A 16,803-nucleotide genomic window follows, 5' to 3' on the forward strand; every position below is an offset into this window, starting at 1 on the left:
TTTTTCTGAGCTGGGGTCAGTCCGCGGGTGTATCCGGGTGTTCCTGGGCGGCAGCGGCGGCTTCTTTCAGCACCTTCTGGCGTTTCTGCAGGTTCCATTCGTGACGGGTCAGCCACACAATGAAGATGTCGAAGATCGTCAGCGCCAAGAAGAAGATCGACTGGCGGGCGAAGATCTCATATGTCTGATAGATGATGAACACTGCCAAAAATCCGAGCATCCACGGGTAGGCCCACATTCTGCCCTTCAGCACAGCCCACACCAGAACGATCTTCGTGGCCGCGTGGCTGATCATGTAGACCGCCGCATACAGCTGAATACCCGAATCCAGATGTTCCGTCTGCTGCAGAAGCCACGCTGTGACAGGGTTATCCGCATTGCCCGCAGTCAGCTTCACCGCCAGCTGGTGCCACACGTGCCTGGGCACAACGAGAACCACAATGCCGGAAGCCATTTGGCCCAGGCCGAACAGGCCCTTGCCGATCAGCGTGATGTAGAAGATCACGTGCAGCCAATGTTCGCGCTTGCGCTGGGCGGGCGGAATGAGTTCGTCCGGGGTTTCCGTATCCGCCAGAGTCGGCACTAGGCGTTCAGCCGCGTCGTGCTGATGAAAAGTCATGCCGGAGCTTCCGTGTTCTTCGGGGCATCCGTGCTCTTCCGAACATCTGTGTTCCTCAGCGCAGTCAATCTGCGGCGAACAAGCACATACAGCACCAAACAGGCCCCCACGCCCACCAAACAGCCGGCACTCACATCCGTGAAATAGTGCACGCCCAAATACAGGCGAGACAAACAGATGAGGGCGGTCATGCCCAAAGCACCCGCCCAAATGAGCGCCCGCTGCCACAGGCGCACAAACAGCAGGCTGAACACAACGGCCGAAGAGAACAGCAGCGCCGACGTACCCGTTGCGTGCCCGGAGGGAAACGAAAAGTTCGTTTCCAACACCATCCGATGTTCCTCCGCGGGCCGCGGGCGCGCATACAGCGGTTTGAGCGAATGTGTGATGGCCGAGGCGAGCGCAACGCAGCCTGCAATATAGGCTGCCGGGCGCCAACTGCGCGCCAGAATCCACACGAGGGCCGACACCGCCGCGCCCAAGATGATCGTGCCCAGGGGGCTGAAGATATTGGTGAAGAACACCAGAACAGCAGTGCGCGGATCGCTGCGGTGCTCAATCATGTCTCCGAGCACTTCGCGGTCGGCCTCCATCACCACACTGGTCTGCACAAACAGGCCGAATACGACCACCAGGGCAAACAAGAGCACGCCCGTGCTGATCCGCTTGACAGGCGGATTGGGGGCTGGGCGGTTATTGCCGGATGGCTTTTCGACAGGTGGGTTGGCATTTGGGCCAGGTGCGACTTCGCGGTTGCTCATTCACTTCACCCCGCGGTTCAGCAGCTCAGGAATGACATGATTGCGCGTCAGCGGCGCAAAGGCACGCTCCGGAGTGTCCCCGGGCAGGTCCGCAATGGGGAACCACTGCGCCTGATCGATTTCGCTGAAGAAACACGGATCCTCAGCATTCAGCCCCGCCGGTGTTCCGCGATGCAGAAACACCGTCCCGGTCACGTGAGTGTCGGGTTCATTAGCCGCATCCGTGGTCCACGATCCCAGCAGTTCCAGCTGATCCGGGTTGAGATTCAAGTGCAGCTCTTCTGCTATTTCACGGACGGCAGCGGCCTGTGCGTCCTCACCCGATTCGATCTTGCCGCCCGGCAGCATAAACGACGATGTCCCCTTTTTGCGGACCATCAGCAGCTCGGCCCTTTCGGGGTGGACCAGGCACACGGCTGCGACGACAACAGACTTCGGAGACTGCTTTGGGGATTCACTCGGGGGCTGTTTCGGGGACTTGCACATCCAACCAGTATGGCCCACCAGCTTGGGAGGTCAGTGAGCCCGTACAGGCCATGGTCGTTACTGCGCGGGCCCGGCGTGCTGCCTGGTCGGAGGGCGCCCATCAGACGATGAAGCTCACCGCAAACATGGTGGCGCCCAACACGATGCCCGAACCCACAAGGGTCATCGTGGTGTAGCCCAGAATGTCACGCATCTTCAGACCCGCAATTGCGAGCACAGGCAGCGCCCAGAACGGCTGAATCATATTGGTCCACTGATCCCCGTAGGACACCGCCATGATCGCAACCGAAGGGTCGACGCCGAGTGATTCGGCGGCCTTCAGCATGATCGGCCCCTGCACGGCAAACTGCCCACCACCAGAAGGCACAAAGAAATTGACTACACCGGCAGCGAGGAAAGCGAGAACACCGAAAGTGTGCGGACCGGAGATCGACACCAGCGCGTTCGAGAAGATCTCAATAAGGCCCGAAGCGCTCATGATGCCCATAATGCCCGCGTACAGAGGGAACTGCAGAAGAATCTCGCCGACGTTGACCGCCGCACCCTTCGCCAAGTAGATGATCTCGAACGGACTGCGCACCAGAAGCAGGATGAGCGTCAAGAAGCTCCAGTTGACGATGTCGAGGGTCATTGTGCCCCCGCGCACAAAGTGAACGACAACATACGCCGCAAGCAGCAGACCCACCAGGACGGTCGGGACACGGGATGCGTCAATGCGGTCGGCCGGAGTGACGATCTCCTCGCCCACGAAGGGCTCTTCACCGTGCTCGACTTCCGCGGGCATTTCGACAATCGGCGCGCTGGACTTCGGCGCAGTGAGAGCAAACAGAATCGCCATCACAATGAGCACTCCAGCGGCAGCCGCCAGGTTCCACCACACGAATATGGTCTGCGTGACCGGGATGGTGCCGCCCATCGCCTCATCGAGGAACGACCCCGGCGTCGCCGCTGTCAGCGGGCCCGAAGCCGAATAGCCCATGTGCCACACGACCATGCCGGAATAGCCAGCCGCAACAAGCAGCGGGAAATGCACCTTGAATCCGCGGCGACGAGCCGACCGGGCCACCTCGACCGCCAACAGCGCACCGACCACCAGCGACAGACCCCACGTGATGAGCGCTGACACGCCAGCCACCAAAAAGACCAGAACGTAGGCAGCACGGGGGCTGGAAGGCACATCGGCAATCTTGGTCAGAAGCTTCCGCACCGGCGCAGTGTGGGCCAACATGTGCCCCAAGAAGATGATCAGCGCCATCTGCGTCATAAACTCCAGCAGACCCGAAAGGCCATCGCCCCAGCCGACCAGCACATCGACAGGTGCAGTCGGGGTGAGCACAAGCGCAAGAACACCGACTACAGCACTCAGCGCAATAGCGAACATGAGCGCTGACGGCGTCCACTTCTCCAACAGCGAATTCAACGGCCGCATGATCGCCGGAGCCGCAGCAGAGCTGGGAGGCGTGGCGGTTTCAGCACGATCCGCAGCAACCGCCCGGCTTTCAGAAGCCGGCGATTGAAGCTCACTGCGGCTGCTGGAATCTGAATGTCCGTTCGCGGACTCCGACATGAGAGCGCTCCTTTGCGTTCGTGTGCTGGTTCACAGTTATCGTAGAGAACGCCCAGCCGGAGGGCGAAACCTCTGATGCAGACGCCTGTCGCAGAAACGAGTCTGCGCACGCTCAATGCAGTGACGCCACACGAAAGGACGGACCATGACAGCCGAACTCTCCCCCGCCGATGTTGAAGCTCTCGTCCGCCGGTACTACACCACCGTCGACGCCGGTGACGACAACGCCACCGCAGACCTCTTCGCCGCTGACGGCACGTACGACCGGCCCGGCTACGACACCATGGTCGGTGAAGACATCCGCCGGTTCTACCTGGAAGACCGCGTGATCGAATCTGGTGAACACACGCTGTTGGACATCATTGTCAGCGGAAGCCAGGCGGCTTCCCGCGGCGAATTCAACGGCAAGCTCAAAGACGGTTCAGACGCGCACGAAGGCTTCGCCGACTTCTTCGTCTTCAACGCCGACGGCACAATCGCCAAGCGCACCAGCTACTTCTACCGCGCCGCAGTGTGAGGTGTGAGGTGGGTTCGGCCCACAACTCCGCCGGTGCTGCTAAAAGTTACTCTGCCGTCTAGTCGGAAGAACGAGGCAAAAACGCACGGATCGCCTCAATATTCCACCTAGAATGCAGATTCCCTCGCCGGGCAGAAGAAACCGGCCCGGCGAGGGAATCTGACGGTTAAGCGAAGCCCATGCCCGGCCGTCAACGCCCCGCGGCTCTCGCACGTAGGATCGCGTTTTGGATTTCGTCGCGGCGAACAGCGATCGACTCCTCAGGCGGCATGCCGTAGGCAGCTTCAGTCTGCTCGAAAACCTCGGTCATACCTTCCATAGACATGTCCGGCTCAGGCAGATCGATCTGTGCGAAGCTCGGCCCAATGTGCTCGATCAGCCCTCGCAGACCAGCCTTGCCGCCGCCTAAGTGCAGGCCTTCAAACGGCCCAACCGCAGCCCAACGGATGCCCAGTGAATTGCGTACAGCAGCATCGAGATCTTCAACATCCACAACACCGCTCTGCACCAGGTGCACAGCTTCACGCAGCACCGCATTCTGCAGTCGGTTGCCCACAAAGCCGCGCGCTTCCTTCTTCAGCACAATCGGCTCACGGCCCACACCGCGATAGAACTCGACAGCTGTCTGCACCGCGGCGTCCGAGGTTTTCGGCGAAGGCACGACTTCCACCAGCGGCATGATGTGCGGCGGGTTGAACGGGTGCCCCACCAGCAGGCGGGCAGCGACATCGTCCGGCAGCTCGGCAGCGGTCACCGATGCCGGGATCGCCGACGAACTCGACGCAAACACCGCCTGCGCCGACGCATGCTGGGCAGCTGCGGCGAAGAGTTCGCGCTTCACATCGACACGCTCCGGGCCGCATTCCTGGACGAAATCAGCTCCCGAGGTGGCATCTGCCAGGGGATCTTCCCCCTCCGCAGCCCGCACGGAACCGGCCGAAACCGAACCAGCCCCAGCCGGCACCTCGTCAGCCTCACCCGAACCAGACCCAGCCTCAGCCAACTCGGCAGAAAACCCCGAAACGATCTCCCCGAGATCCTCCCGAGGATCGCTCAGAACAACTTCGTGGCCGTGAGAGGCAAACAGCTTGGCCCACGACTGGCCGATAACACCAGCACCGATAACAGCGATCTTCATCAGCGAACACCCTTCATGAGTTTGGTGACGGGTTTGGCCGCGGCCAGCACAGCGGCGCCGAACACCAGAGCGGCAATGCCGTGCCACATCCAGTACGGCAGCTGGTTGTCCACCGCGTAGAAGCGGGAGGTCACACCGGCAAGCGACGTTCCGACACCGGAGGCCAGGAAGAACAGGGCGATCATCTGCGAGCGGAACACTCTGGGAGCCAAACGGCTGGCGGCGGAAAGCCCGATGGGTGAGATCAGCAGTTCGGCAATGACGAACAGCATCAGCAAGAAGATCATGTAGAGCAAGGGTGTGCGCGCCCCGCCGGTGCCGCTGGCAGAGAACGGAATGAACAGCAGGAACGCGACACCGATCAGCAGCAGCGAAAGACCGGCTTTGACCATGGTCGAGGGCTGCTTGTCACCCATGCGTAGCCACAGGGCCGACGTTCCCATCGACAGCAGGATCACCCACGCTGCGGGAATGAGCGTCACCCATGCAATCGGCATTTCCCAGCCGAACACCGCCCGGTTGAGGCTTTCATCGGAGTACACAACCAGCACGCCGAAGATCTGCTGGTACAGCGCCCAGAAGACCACGGAAGCCAAGAAGAACGGAATGAATGCAAACACGCGCGATCGCTCAACAGCCGTGACCTGCTTGCTGGTGGTCATAATCGTGAAGTACACGATCGCAGCGAAGGCAGAAACCCCGGCAATCCACGTGGAGATATTCGACACCGTCAGCCAGCCGAAAGCCACAACGGCCCAAATGGCCAGCACAACCGCCACGACGGCCGCCGGCAGAATCCACAGCTTGTTGCGCGGAAGAGGGTTGACCGTTCTGCGCGAATCCGCCGGCAGGTTCTTCCGGCCGGTCATGTAGGCAAGCAGGCCGAGCGCCATACCGACCGCGGCGGCACCGAAGCCGATGTGGAAGCCAATCCGATCCTGCAGCAGACCCACAATCAGCGGACCCAGCAGAGCACCGATGTTGATGCCCAGGTAGAACAGCGAGAACCCGGCATCGCGCCGCGGGTCCTTTTCCGAATACAGCGTGCCGACAATCGCCGAAGCAGTCGCCTTCAGACCACCCGAACCGAGTGCCACCAGCCCCGTACCGATGAGCACACCGGCAAAGTCCGGCACAATCGCCAACGCCACGTGGCCTGCCACGATGATGATCGCGCTGCTGAACAGCACCCGCTCGGAGCTGAGCACGCGGTCGGCAATCCAGGAACCCAGAATGGTCGCCAGGAACACCGCCCCGCCATAGGCGCCGACAAACGCGGTGGCAACCGTTTTGGAGTAGCCCAAACCGCCGTCGGCAACCGAGAAGTACAGGTAGATCGCCAGGATCCCCTGCATGCCGTAATACGAAAACCGCTCCCACATCTCCAAGCCGAACAGCTGGGCGAGCGGAAGCGGGTGGCCGAAGAAGCGAGTATCCGCTTGGACTTCGTCAGAACTCTTTGCTGGGGTTTTCATCACTCCACCAGCGTAGAGGACAACAGAGCACGAGGCGCCGCTGAACTTCCCGACCACCGCACCTTAGGTGGGGTGCAGCTGGGAGGCAGGCGGCGCCTCGTGAAGGAGAAGACGCTGGTCAGATCAGCTGTTTGCTTCGTCCCAGTCCTCGCGCAGGACCTTCTTGTCGAGCTTGCCGACAGAGGTGCGGGGCAGCTCTTCGGCAATGATGATCTTGTCCGGCAGCTGCCACTTGGCAAAACGGTCCTTGAGAACCGCGATGATCATGTCGTCCGTGACTTCCTTGCCGGGGCGAGGCACAACGAAAGCGACGGGACGTTCGTCGAACCGGGCATCCGCCACACCGATGACAGCGGCTTCGAGGACAGCCGGTTCATCGAGGATCGCGTTTTCCATGTCGATCGAGCTGATCCACTCACCGCCGGACTTGATGACGTCCTTCAGGCGGTCAGTGATCTTGCGGTGACCCGACGGCAGGATGACCGCGACATCGCCCGAACGCCACCAGCCGTCCATGAAGCGGTCGTCGTTGTCATCGAGCTTGTAGTACGACTCCGTGATCCAGGGGCCGCGCATAATGATCTCGCCGTTGGACTTGCCGTCGTGCGGAACATCCTCGCCAGTGGGGTCGACCACACGGGACTCGACACCCAGCAGCGGCACACCCTGGGCACGGCGGATGTCCCACTGTTCGTCCTCCGACAGGTCATGCAGCCACGGCGGCAGCTGCCAGTTGATCGACGCCAACGGGGACGTTTCCGTCGCACCGTAGCCGTGGATGACATAGGCGCCGGTCAGTTCTTTAAAGCCCTTCATGAGCGCAACAGGAGGTTCGGTCGAACCGGCGATCATGCGGGTGCGCGACAGATCCGGCGGAGTGTCCAGTGAACGGAAGTACTCAAGAATCGGCGCAAACAGTGCAGGCGCACCGTTCGTGACGGTTACGCCCTCCCGGGCAATCGCCTCGGCCACCGGCCCGATGTCCGTTGCCGAGAACATACCCGGCAGAACGAGCTTCGCTGCGGCACCCATCGCCGCCTGCGGGAAGCCCCACGACAGCACGTGGAACATCGGCGTAAACGGCATAGCAACATCAGTGAAGTCGATCTTGAGGTTGCTGATGACCGCCATGGTGTGCAGGTACATGGAACGGTGCGAATAGTAGACGCCCTTCGGACGTCCCGTGGTGCCTGTGGTGTACCCCGCGTAGCAGGCCGTGGTCTCTTCAACCTGCTGGAATTCGTAGTCATCGCCGTGTTCTTCGGCAGCCTCAGCCAGCAGGTCCTCGTAGAAGTAGGCGTTGGGCAGGTTGTGCTCAACTTCCGATGATGGCTTGTCCGTCATGATGACGAAGCCCTTGACGTAGCTGGCCTTGGCAATCGCTTCGGCAATCGGCAGGAGGGTTTCGTCAATGAAGATCCACTCGGCGTTCGAGTGGTTCACGACGTACTGAATGTCTGTCGGCGCCAGGCGGATGTTGATCTGCAGCATGGTCGCCGCAAGTGCGGGGATGCCGAAGTAGAGCTCGAAGTGGCGCAGCGAGTTCCAGTCGGCAACACCGACCATCGTGCCCGGGCCGATGCCCAACTTGTCCAAAGCGTGCGCCAAGTGGCTGACCCGCTTGCCGAATTCACCGTACGTCGTGTTGTGCCACTGGCCGTCAACGGTGCGGTGGGTGATGACCTGCTGCGGGAAGTTGTTCACCGCGTGCCGCATCAGAGTGGTGGTGTTCAGCTGGTAGCTGTCACCGAGAGTCGAAGGGATTCCTTTGAGCATGTGTCCTCGCTTCCTGTGGGAACAGCGTCCCGCCGAACAGGCCGAAAAGCAGCCGCCAGCCCACTTCTATGTGGGCCGAAGGCTGACGCACAGGTCTGTCCGGCGGATGGCTACTGATGAGTCTAAACCTATTTCCGAACCCGCTGTGCACCCGATCACATAGTCTTCAGGTTCAGGACAGCGGCTTCGTGAGCACTGCGAATTCGAGGTCGTCGCACTTGGGAACCCCAAAGCGCTCCTGACCGTAGGGGAACGGCTCGGTCTGCCCCGTGCGGACATAGCCGCGGCGCTCATAGAAGGCGATGAGCTCCGCGCGCTTGCTGATGACCGTCATCCGCATGGCCGTCGTGCCCCACTGACGCTGAGCATAGGATTCGGCGAAGGCCATGAGCTCTTTGCCCACCCCGCTGCCCTGCGCGTCAGGAGACACGGCGAACGTGCCGAAATACGCGACACCGTCGCCTTCATCGGCAAGCGTCACGGTAGCCAGCGGAGAGCGGGGACCTGCAGGCGCCTGGTCATCTGATGGGAAGGCGACCAGAACAGTCGAGGTGCCGATCATGTCCTCGACCATGGGCAGATCGACCCGCTGCCCGCCCAGAAGATCAGCCTCCGTCGTCCACCCGGAGCGCGAGCGCTCGCCACGGTAAGCAGATTCGATCAGTTCTACCAGCGCGGGAGCGTCGCCCAGTTCGGCGCGGCGGACTACAAGACGGCTCACTTGTCAGCCTCCCCGCGCACGCCGCGGTATGCCAGGCCTGCCACGACAATGTCTTCCCAGCCTTGGCCGACTGTCTTCCACACAAAGGGGCGATCGTCGGGAATGCGGGCCCCAGCGGAGTTCACGATGTCGCTGAACGACAGAACCTCATCCCAGGTCAGGTGGCCTTCTTCAACCGCCTGGTGAACGTCCCCGGCTTCACGTCTGCCGTTGTCGAGAGCTTCCACGCCGACGGTCGAACGGCCCAACAGTTCGCCGGGAAGTTCACGGGCGTCCAACAGGTGAGAGCCCATCGCGACGACAACCGCGTCATCGCGCACGTGGACATCCTCCAGCAGGGGTTCAGAGGCGCCGGTCGCCGTGACAATAAAACCGGCCCGCTGGACAGCGGCAACAGCTTCAGGGCTGTTGGACGTTGCTTCAGTGAAGTCGATGCCGAACTCCGCAGCCTTTTCGGCAACCCTCTGCGCTTTGCCCTCACCGCGAACAACCGCGGTGATCGAGGTCAGCGGCACGGTAGCCAGTGCGGCCTCAATGTGAGCGGCAGCCTGCGCTCCCCCACCGAAGATCACCATCGCAGCACCCTCTGCGAAGCGGCGCTGCAGCACGTCTTTCACCCCGGCCATTGACAAAGCGGGAGTGCGCAGCTCAGTGATCGCGGCACCGTCGACAGTCGCCAGCGGAGTCTGCGTTTGGCCGTCGAACAGCAGAACACTGCCCTGAATTGTCGCCAGGCCGCGGTCGGCGTTCTCCGGGGTGACAGTCAGCACCTTGATGCCCACGAAATCGCCGACAGCGCTGGGCATGAAGAGAAATTGGCCGTTGGGAAGATCAGCCGATGTACGCGGCAGGCAGGTTTCCGGATCATAGCCTCCGCGCAGAGCTTCGCGCATGCCGTCGCGCGCCTGAGCTGACGACACGGTCGACAGCAGGGTTTCGGCGTCGATGTTCAACAAGGAAACCTCCCACGGGTTTGAGTATCCGGGTTTGCATGTGCTGGTCACCACTGTAGACGGAATAAGCTGAGCGCCTCACCTCGTTTCGACGAGTGAGGAAGGGAGACCCATGACGAACGTCAACGTAGAACACCAGCGCGAGAACAAGCGCTACGTCGGATTCATCGACGGCGAAGAAGCAGGTTTCGCCGCCTACAGCGAAAACGGCACCCACCGCGACTTCTTCCAAACCGTCACCCACGACGGCTACACCGGAAAAGGAGTCGCCGGCCAGATCGTAGGCCACGCGCTCAGCGAATCAGTCAACGACGGGTTTACGTTCACGCCTTCATGCAGCTACATCGAGCACTACATCGGAAAGCACCCCGAATACGCCGAACACGTCAAATGACGCACACACCCGCGAACGGCCGGTGAGCACAGCGGAACCGGGCCGTGGACAGGGTGGTGAGCGGCGCCTCGTCAGCTGTTGAGTGCAGGCGCTGACCAGCAAAAAAGGGGAAGCCGAACGGCACCCCGGGCGCATACACTGGCACAGGAGCAAAGAGAAAGGACGGCTCAAGCATGGACGCACAGTCGATCATCGACAAGGTCAACACGGGACTGTTCATCGACGGGCAGTGGCGCGACGCCGAAACCGGCGACACCATCGACGTCATCAACCCCGCCACCGGGAAAGTCATTGCGAAGGTTGCCGACGGCAGCGAAAAGGACGCGCAGGACGCCATCGAAGCAGCTGGCCGCGCCCAGAAGTCGTGGGCGGCAACCCCGCCGCGCGAACGCGGTGAAATCCTGCGTCGCGCTTTCGAGCTGCTCATGGAACGACAGGATGAAATCGGTGCGGTCATGACCGCTGAAATGGGCAAATCGCTCACCGAAGCCAAGGGCGAAGTGGCCTACGGCGCCGAATTCTTCCGCTGGTTCTCCGAAGAGGCCGTGCGCGTCGGCGGTGACTACATGAAGTCCACCGACGGCAAAAACCGCCTCATGATCTCCAAGGAGCCGGTTGGCCCGTGCATCCTGGTCACGCCGTGGAACTTCCCGCTGGCCATGGGCACCCGCAAGATCGGACCCGCACTGGCAGCAGGCTGCACCGTTGTGCTCAAGCCCGCGCAGCTGACCCCGCTGACTTCGTTCATGCTCACGGAAGTGCTCATCGAAGCCGGTGTTCCCGCGGGCGTGGTCAACGTCGTCACGTCGAGCTCGGCCCGCCGCGTGGTCACCCCGTGGATGGAATCCGGAATTGCGCGCAAGATCTCCTTCACCGGATCCACCGATGTCGGCAAGAACCTGTTGAAGCAGGCGGCCGACAACGTGCTCAAGACCTCTATGGAGCTCGGCGGCAACGCACCGTTCATCGTGTGTGAAGACGCTGACCTCGACAAAGCGGTCGACGGGGCAATGCAGGCGAAGCTGCGCAACATCGGCGAAGCCTGCACGTCGGCCAACCGACTGATCATCCACTCGTCCGTGGCGGATGAATTCGCCAAGCGGATGGCTGAGCGCATGAGCACGCTCAAGGTCGGCAACGGGCTTGAGGAAGGCGTTGACATCGGGCCGCTGGTTGAAGAAAAGGCACTCGACAAGGTTGCTGAGCTGGTGGATGAGGCCGTTTCCGCCGGTGCGACCGTCGTCACCGGCGGCAAGCGCATTGAAGGCGACGGCTTCTTCTACGAGCCGACCGTTCTGACGAACATCCCCGCCGGTGTTGCCATCAACCACGAAGAGATCTTCGGACCGGTTGCCCCGATCTACACCTTCGACAGTGAAGACGAGGCCATCGAGATGGCCAACGCCACCGAATTCGGGCTGTCGTCGTACCTCTACACGGAGAACCTGGAGAAGGCCCTGCGTCTGTCCGAGCAGATCGAAGCCGGAATGGTCGGCCTCAACACCGGCCTCGTTTCCAACCCGGCCGCCCCCTTCGGCGGGGTCAAGGAATCCGGTCTGGGACGCGAAGGTTCGCAGTTCGGCATCGACGAATACCTCGAAATCAAGTACGTTGCCACGCCCGTCGGCTGATTGCTCAGCGCGCACTTCTGCAGATCAGGGCGCATATGGAGGCGATTTTTGCCTCCGGATGCGCCCTGATCTGCACACCACCCGGCGTGCAGGACGCTGAAATACTGAAGCCTCGCACGGTGATAGAACCGGGCGAGGCTTCAGCAGTTGAGTTCAGAGATCAGGCGCGGCGGCGAGCCAGCAGATCGTTGACCTTTGCATAGGCGGCGTCCTCAGCAGCACGCGACACAGCGCCCAGCTGCGCGGTCTGCTTGTCGGCACGGATTGCCTTCCGCCCGTGTTTCAGGGCCGCAGTGCCGTCATCTTCCTTTGCCGCATCGACCAGTTCGGGAACAGTGCCGTCGGCCGCCGCGAAGTGTTCGGCGGCGGATTCGCGTTCTGCAGGTGAGCCTTCAGCTTTCTGCGCATCGCCTGCGGCATCCTGCGCGGCTTTCTCACCAGCCTCCCGAGCCACCTTGACGTACGTGGGCTCCGGCACCGGGCGAGGCGCAAACTCAGCACTCGCCACGACCTCTCGGGTGCGCTGAACACCAGTTGAGACAACTGGGATTTCGCCGGTCGGAGCTTCGAGGTCCAACACCTCTCGGCCTGCAGCATCGTTGCGGCGCGCAGAGCTGGCCGCCAAGCGACGCGCGTCCTCAGCACGGGCTTCGCTATTGTCTCCGCTATCGCGAAAAGCAGGCTTTGAATCCGACGAGGCGGCAGTCGCCTTGTCTTTCTGCGCGGGCGTCTGCCGGCTCACCTTGGCCGAGGAAGGCTCAGCTTTCACCGTCGGCGTGGGCTCAGCGGTGCGGGTCTTCTGCGCAGTGCGCGCCGGCTGCGCGGCCGGGGCAGCTTTTACGGTCGGGGCAGCTTTTGCTGCGGGCGCAGGTTTGCCGGTTCCAGCCTGAGCACCGGCAGTCCGACCGGCAGCACCCTGCGAACCAGCCACCCGATCAGCAGCGCGACCGGCGGGAGCTGAACGACGCTCGACTGCGCTTTCGGAGGCTTCGCCGTTGATGGCTATGACAACCAGCACGCAGCTGAGCGCCATGGCTGTGCTGAGCACGGGAACCGCCCAGGTCAGAGCCGTGAACAGGGAAAAGAAGAACGTGACGATCGTTGTGAGGCTGAAGAGCAGAAAACCGATTCCGAGCGCGCGTCGCACATTGCGCGTGTCCACACCGGCTGCAGCGTCGCCGTTGCCAGCACCACGGTGTGCTGGCGCACCGCTGTGAGTCGAAGCAGCATTCTGCGCGCCGCGTGCAGATTCCCGAGTGCTGCGCGGCTGCGATGAGCTGTGTGAATTCATAGATGTGTCCGTCCGGCGCCGTTTTCGCTGATCATCCAGAACACAACAATATGCAGACCCCTTATTGGGTGGGGGATGCTTTGCGGTGTGTCTGTCACATTGTCAGCGTCTATTCACATTCACGGCCCCGCACTGCCTGCCAGCACGCTTTTCCCAACTGCCGAGGCACCAGCCGAGCTCCGCCTGCCCACTCACCTTCAGGGCGCCTCACCCATCTGCCCACCCGCGGTCACGGGTGTAGAGGCTGGTCAGCCCGGTGGGCACCTCGTCAGCAAGCAGGGCGTAAGAGCGGTGATCCGCCCACTTTCCCGCAATGTGCATGTACCCTCGGCGCACACCCTCAAACCGAAATCCCAGCTTTTCGACAACGCGGAGGCTCTTGGCGTTTTCGGGTCGAATGTTGATCTCCACCCGGTGCAGCCCCAGCTCAAAGAAACAGGCGTCGACAGTCATAGCCACAGCAAGCGGAACGAGCCCCCGCCCCGCCATGCGCGAATCAATCCAATAGCCGATCTGCGCTGAGCCGATCGACCCCCACTGAATATCCGAAACGCTCACCTGCCCGCGAAAACTCCCGGCAATCTCAATGGCAAACGGGAGCGCCTCTCCCCTTCTGGCCCGTGCTTTCAATGCCCGGCGCATAAAGTGAAACGCGGTGCGCTCCTCCTTAAGGGCCGCTCGGAGATCCGGATCGGAAGACTGCTCGTCAAGGCTGCTCGCCGCCCAGGCCGCAGAACCGCCGGGCACGGAAGCCCCGGGCAGAGTTGCGTCCCACGGTCTGAGCCAATCGCGATTAGCCACCCGAACCTCGGCAAAGGCCGCAGCGTCAGAGCGCTTGAGCGCCCGCAGAACCAAGCTCTGCGGGCCCACCAGTCGCATCGGCCACCACGGAGCACCCACGCCTCTCAGCCCCACAGCGCCGCGCGCTTAAGCATCACCCTCGTCATCCGGGGTGACAGGGCGCGGCATCTGAAGGATCGAAGCACCGCCGGAGGGTTCATTTCCGGGCCCGCTGCGAGATTCACCGCGCAGACGATCAGAGGGCCCGCCCGGCCCAGTGTCGCTGTCGCGCTGCTCCAACAGCTGGGAGTACAGCGGAAGCAGTTCGGACATGACGGAAGCTGCCACCGCCTCGTCAGCGGGCAGGGCAATAGCGAGTGTCGTGCCGACCCATCCAACCCACGGGGCCGTGAACAGCACGTGAGCAGCCCCGTGACGGCGAGCGGAATCGAAGATGATCGCCTGCAGCCCCGGCAGCGGCGTGTCGGTGAACTGTGACAGGGCGCCGGCCACATCCATGCTGTCATCGGCGCTGAGCCCTCCGACCAGCACGAGCAGATCCGCCGAATCAGCAAAGGCATCGCAAAGCGGCCCCACACCGGCAACATCCGGCAGGAGTGCTTCGATGGAGTCAAAACCGGCGCTTTCGAGCTCTTCGTGCACGGAGGTCGCCGCCTGCGCTGCCAGCGAATCGCCCCCGAGCGGCGCAACCGCAGCACTTCTGTGAGGCGGCTGCCACTGACCCGCAGTCATCAGAGAACCTCCCGGATGCCGATTGGGCATGAGCGCACAGCGGCAGAAGCGCGCGTTGGCATGCTCATCTGCGCATCTGGGGCAGCGCCTGCCGCATCACCCTTCTCAGTCAAGGGCGCTCACGTAGTCGCGCAGCCAGTCGTTGAGGTCTTTGCCCAGGTCATCGCGGCGGCCGGCGAGGGTGACAACAGCTTTGAGATAACTGAGCTTGTCGCCCGTGTCATAGCGGTCGCCTGAGAACACAACGCCGTAGACACCATTCGAAGACGGGTCTTCCGCCAGTGTCTGCAAAGCGTCGGTCAACTGGATCTCACCGCCGCGGCCAGGTGGGGTCTGCGCCAGCACGGGGAAGATCTCCGGTGCGAGCACATAGCGTCCGATGACTGCGAAGTTCGACGGGGCTTCTTCCGCTGCCGGCTTTTCAACCAGACCGGTGATCTTGACGGCCGAATCAACTTCCAGACCTTCAACAGCAGCATCTTCAACCGCTGCGCAGCCGTACAGGCTGACGTCTTCCGGGGGCACCTCCATGAGCGCGACAACTGAACCGCCCGTAGCTTCCTGCACCTTGATCATGGTCGGCAGAATGGGGTTGTTCGTGTCAATGAGGTCATCGCCCAGAAGCACGGCAAAAGGTTCGTCACCCACGTGCTGCTCGGCTTTGAGAACGGCGTGGCCCAGGCCCTTGGGATCTCCCTGGCGCACATAGTGAACATCCGCCAGCGTGCTGGCCTTCTGGACTTTTTCCAGTTTGGCGTCATCGCCTTTTGCCCGCAGTGTCTCTTCCAGCCCGTCAACCCGGTCGAAGTGGTCCTCCAGCGGCCGCTTGTTGCGCCCGGTGATCATGAGAACGTCGTTCAGCCCCGCATCGACGACTTCTTCGACGACGTACTGGATGGCGGGCTTGTCAACCACCGGAAGCATTTCCTTGGGGATGGCCTTCGTGGCCGGGAGGAAACGGGTACCGAGTCCGGCAACCGGAATAACAGCTTTGCGGACTTTTCTCTCAGGGTTCTTCATGCGGTCATTCTAAGCTGTAACAGATGAACGGAAGGTGAGCGACGATGGACCACAGCATCAAAGCCGCTCTGCGCGCCGATGTGCGGAAAACCCGCAGGTCAGGCAGCCTTGCTGCGGCATCCGCACAGAAGCGTCTGGCACGCGCGACCGCTCGACTCATCGCCGGTCGTCCTGCCGTCGTCGCCTACGCGGCACTGCCCGGCGAACCCAACCTCGATTCCGCGCTGAATGCCCACATGCACGACGGCGGCACCGTGTTCCTGCCCGTCACCCGCCCGAATAGGCCGCTCACCTGGGGGCGAGCTCCCGGCCGCATGGACCTCCCACCGCGGGGCAAGTGGCACATTCGCGAACCCCGCGAAGAGCTCACCACCGCGCAGCTGGCCGAACACCTGCTCGACCTCACCCAACCTGCCAGCGTGGATTCCAAAGAGAACCGGGCCGGCGCCTCGGAAACTTCCGGGCCTGAGCGCGGTGCGCTCCCCCAGGACAGACCGCATGCTCCGCTCGTGCTGGTTCCGGGCCTACGGTTCGGTGCCGACGGCACCCGGCTGGGCAACGGCGGCGGGTTCTATGACCGCACTTTCGGGCCGCAGGGGCAGGCTGCCGCTCTGGCTCACGAGGTGCCGCTGACCGGAGTCTGCTTCTCTTGGGAGTTCGGCGGTCGCCTGGCGGCAGAGGAATGGGACCTCACCGTTCAGTCGGTCCTGACGGAAGACGGGCTGCGCACAGCCGAATAGTCGGTGCGGCACTCGCAGGAGCCTTGGCGGGCGGCGGAGTTCGGGGGGGGTGCGGCGGGGGCGGGGGGGGGTGGGGCGGGCGGGCGGGGGCTACTTTTTTGGGGGGGGGACACGGGCCCCACACACCCCCCCCCCAGGGAAAAAAAAAACCCCCCGACTCCCACTCCCCTTAAAAAAACGG

Annotated in this window: 17 protein-coding genes; 4 read left to right on the top strand and 13 right to left on the bottom strand. The window is 62.4% G+C overall.

Features of this window, described 5'->3' with window-relative positions; genetic code table 11:
* Positions 1-16: 16 nt before the first annotated feature.
* The 4 genes from GC119_RS10010 to GC119_RS10025 form a co-directional block, all read right to left on the bottom strand.
* Positions 17-619 (bottom strand): DUF2127 domain-containing protein, encoded by a 603-nt coding sequence (locus tag GC119_RS10010; protein WP_151953070.1) that lies wholly within the window; start codon positions 617-619, stop codon positions 17-19.
* Positions 616-1,380: a phosphatase PAP2 family protein gene (locus GC119_RS10015; protein ID WP_151953071.1), complete on the bottom strand. Its 765-nt coding sequence runs from the start codon at positions 1,378-1,380 to the stop codon at positions 616-618. The genes GC119_RS10010 and GC119_RS10015 overlap by 4 nt, the downstream gene beginning before the upstream one ends.
* Positions 1,381-1,866 (bottom strand): NUDIX hydrolase, encoded by a 486-nt coding sequence (locus tag GC119_RS10020; protein ID WP_151953072.1) that lies wholly within the window; start codon positions 1,864-1,866, stop codon positions 1,381-1,383. It abuts the gene before it with no gap.
* A 100-nt stretch (positions 1,867-1,966) separates the two neighbouring features.
* Positions 1,967-3,295, bottom strand: coding sequence for a short-chain fatty acid transporter (locus GC119_RS10025; RefSeq protein WP_193215655.1), 1,329 nt, complete (start codon positions 3,293-3,295; stop codon positions 1,967-1,969).
* A 283-nt stretch (positions 3,296-3,578) separates the two neighbouring features.
* Here GC119_RS10025 and GC119_RS10030 point away from each other — a divergent pair, with 283 nt between their 5' ends.
* On the top strand, positions 3,579-3,950 hold the full coding sequence (locus GC119_RS10030; RefSeq protein ID WP_070574684.1) for a nuclear transport factor 2 family protein: 372 nt from the start codon (positions 3,579-3,581) through the stop codon (positions 3,948-3,950).
* Between the two features lie 190 nt (positions 3,951-4,140).
* Here the strand turns inward: GC119_RS10030 and GC119_RS10035 are convergent, their stop codons facing one another.
* The 5 genes from GC119_RS10035 to GC119_RS10055 all read right to left on the bottom strand — a co-directional run bounded on the left by GC119_RS10035 (position 4,141) and on the right by GC119_RS10055 (position 10,016).
* Positions 4,141-5,088 carry a 3-hydroxyacyl-CoA dehydrogenase NAD-binding domain-containing protein gene (locus tag GC119_RS10035; RefSeq protein WP_070574686.1) on the bottom strand — a complete coding sequence of 316 codons (948 nt, stop codon included), beginning with the start codon at positions 5,086-5,088 and terminating at the stop codon, positions 4,141-4,143.
* Positions 5,088-6,563 carry a peptide MFS transporter gene (locus GC119_RS10040; RefSeq protein WP_070574687.1) on the bottom strand — a complete coding sequence of 492 codons (1,476 nt, stop codon included), beginning with the start codon at positions 6,561-6,563 and terminating at the stop codon, positions 5,088-5,090. Before GC119_RS10040 ends, GC119_RS10035 begins: the two co-directional genes overlap by 1 nt.
* Positions 6,564-6,686: 123 nt before the next feature.
* Positions 6,687-8,339 carry a long-chain-fatty-acid--CoA ligase gene (locus GC119_RS10045; protein ID WP_070574689.1) on the bottom strand — a complete coding sequence of 551 codons (1,653 nt, stop codon included), beginning with the start codon at positions 8,337-8,339 and terminating at the stop codon, positions 6,687-6,689.
* A gap of 172 nt (positions 8,340-8,511) precedes the next feature.
* Positions 8,512-9,060 (bottom strand): GNAT family N-acetyltransferase, encoded by a 549-nt coding sequence (locus tag GC119_RS10050; protein WP_070574691.1) that lies wholly within the window; start codon positions 9,058-9,060, stop codon positions 8,512-8,514.
* Positions 9,057-10,016 (bottom strand): ornithine cyclodeaminase family protein, encoded by a 960-nt coding sequence (locus GC119_RS10055; protein ID WP_141750213.1) that lies wholly within the window; start codon positions 10,014-10,016, stop codon positions 9,057-9,059. Before GC119_RS10055 ends, GC119_RS10050 begins: the two co-directional genes overlap by 4 nt.
* Before the next feature lie 109 nt (positions 10,017-10,125).
* On the opposite strand from GC119_RS10055, the gene GC119_RS10060 reads away from it, so the two are divergent.
* Together GC119_RS10060 and GC119_RS10065 are read left to right on the top strand one after the other, a co-directional pair.
* The gene (locus GC119_RS10060; protein WP_070574695.1) at positions 10,126-10,407 is read left to right on the top strand and encodes a GNAT family N-acetyltransferase; all 282 of its coding nucleotides are present in this window, start codon (positions 10,126-10,128) and stop codon (positions 10,405-10,407) included.
* A 173-nt stretch (positions 10,408-10,580) separates the two neighbouring features.
* Positions 10,581-12,038, top strand: coding sequence for an NAD-dependent succinate-semialdehyde dehydrogenase (locus tag GC119_RS10065; protein ID WP_070574697.1), 1,458 nt, complete (start codon positions 10,581-10,583; stop codon positions 12,036-12,038).
* 160 nt (positions 12,039-12,198) lie between these two features.
* Here GC119_RS10065 and GC119_RS10070 read toward each other — a convergent pair whose 3' ends face one another.
* The 4 genes from GC119_RS10070 to galU all read right to left on the bottom strand — a co-directional run bounded on the left by GC119_RS10070 (position 12,199) and on the right by galU (position 15,882).
* The gene (locus GC119_RS10070; RefSeq protein ID WP_070574698.1) at positions 12,199-13,329 is read right to left on the bottom strand and encodes a hypothetical protein; all 1,131 of its coding nucleotides are present in this window, start codon (positions 13,327-13,329) and stop codon (positions 12,199-12,201) included.
* 207 nt (positions 13,330-13,536) lie between these two features.
* The gene (locus tag GC119_RS10075; protein WP_070776937.1) at positions 13,537-14,208 is read right to left on the bottom strand and encodes a GNAT family N-acetyltransferase; all 672 of its coding nucleotides are present in this window, start codon (positions 14,206-14,208) and stop codon (positions 13,537-13,539) included.
* 48 nt (positions 14,209-14,256) lie between these two features.
* Positions 14,257-14,862 carry a hypothetical protein gene (locus tag GC119_RS10080; protein ID WP_070574702.1) on the bottom strand — a complete coding sequence of 202 codons (606 nt, stop codon included), beginning with the start codon at positions 14,860-14,862 and terminating at the stop codon, positions 14,257-14,259.
* Between the two features lie 105 nt (positions 14,863-14,967).
* Positions 14,968-15,882, bottom strand: coding sequence for a UTP--glucose-1-phosphate uridylyltransferase GalU (galU, locus tag GC119_RS10085; RefSeq protein WP_070574703.1), 915 nt, complete (start codon positions 15,880-15,882; stop codon positions 14,968-14,970).
* 44 nt (positions 15,883-15,926) lie between these two features.
* Between galU and GC119_RS10090 the strand changes: the two genes are divergently transcribed.
* Positions 15,927-16,622, top strand: coding sequence for a 5-formyltetrahydrofolate cyclo-ligase (locus tag GC119_RS10090; RefSeq protein WP_151953074.1), 696 nt, complete (start codon positions 15,927-15,929; stop codon positions 16,620-16,622).
* Positions 16,623-16,803: the final 181 nt, after the last annotated feature.

The organism is Brevibacterium sp. Marseille-P9724, assembly GCF_902500275.1.
GTDB lineage: Bacteria > Actinomycetota > Actinomycetes > Actinomycetales > Brevibacteriaceae > Brevibacterium.

Excerpts from the sequence above, each read along its gene's own strand:
- GC119_RS10035 (WP_070574686.1), bottom strand. The coding sequence starts at position 5,088 with ATGAAGATCGCTGTTATCGGTGCTGGTGTTATCGGCCAGTCGTGGGCC.
- GC119_RS10080 (WP_070574702.1), bottom strand. The coding sequence starts at position 14,862 with ATGACTGCGGGTCAGTGGCAGCCGCCTCACAGAAGTGCTGCGGTTGCG.
- GC119_RS10065 (WP_070574697.1), top strand. The coding sequence starts at position 10,581 with ATGGACGCACAGTCGATCATCGACAAGGTCAACACGGGACTGTTCATC.
- GC119_RS10075 (WP_070776937.1), bottom strand. The coding sequence starts at position 14,208 with ATGCGACTGGTGGGCCCGCAGAGCTTGGTTCTGCGGGCGCTCAAGCGC.
- GC119_RS10030 (WP_070574684.1), top strand. The coding sequence starts at position 3,579 with ATGACAGCCGAACTCTCCCCCGCCGATGTTGAAGCTCTCGTCCGCCGG.
- GC119_RS10090 (WP_151953074.1), top strand. The coding sequence starts at position 15,927 with ATGGACCACAGCATCAAAGCCGCTCTGCGCGCCGATGTGCGGAAAACC.
- GC119_RS10040 (WP_070574687.1), bottom strand. The coding sequence starts at position 6,563 with ATGAAAACCCCAGCAAAGAGTTCTGACGAAGTCCAAGCGGATACTCGC.
- GC119_RS10070 (WP_070574698.1), bottom strand. The coding sequence starts at position 13,329 with ATGAATTCACACAGCTCATCGCAGCCGCGCAGCACTCGGGAATCTGCA.
- GC119_RS10045 (WP_070574689.1), bottom strand. The coding sequence starts at position 8,339 with ATGCTCAAAGGAATCCCTTCGACTCTCGGTGACAGCTACCAGCTGAAC.
- GC119_RS10025 (WP_193215655.1), bottom strand. The coding sequence starts at position 3,295 with ATGCGGCCGTTGAATTCGCTGTTGGAGAAGTGGACGCCGTCAGCGCTC.
- GC119_RS10015 (WP_151953071.1), bottom strand. The coding sequence starts at position 1,380 with ATGAGCAACCGCGAAGTCGCACCTGGCCCAAATGCCAACCCACCTGTC.
- GC119_RS10010 (WP_151953070.1), bottom strand. The coding sequence starts at position 619 with ATGACTTTTCATCAGCACGACGCGGCTGAACGCCTAGTGCCGACTCTG.
- GC119_RS10020 (WP_151953072.1), bottom strand. The coding sequence starts at position 1,866 with ATGTGCAAGTCCCCGAAACAGCCCCCGAGTGAATCCCCAAAGCAGTCT.
- galU (WP_070574703.1), bottom strand. The coding sequence starts at position 15,882 with ATGAAGAACCCTGAGAGAAAAGTCCGCAAAGCTGTTATTCCGGTTGCC.
- GC119_RS10060 (WP_070574695.1), top strand. The coding sequence starts at position 10,126 with ATGACGAACGTCAACGTAGAACACCAGCGCGAGAACAAGCGCTACGTC.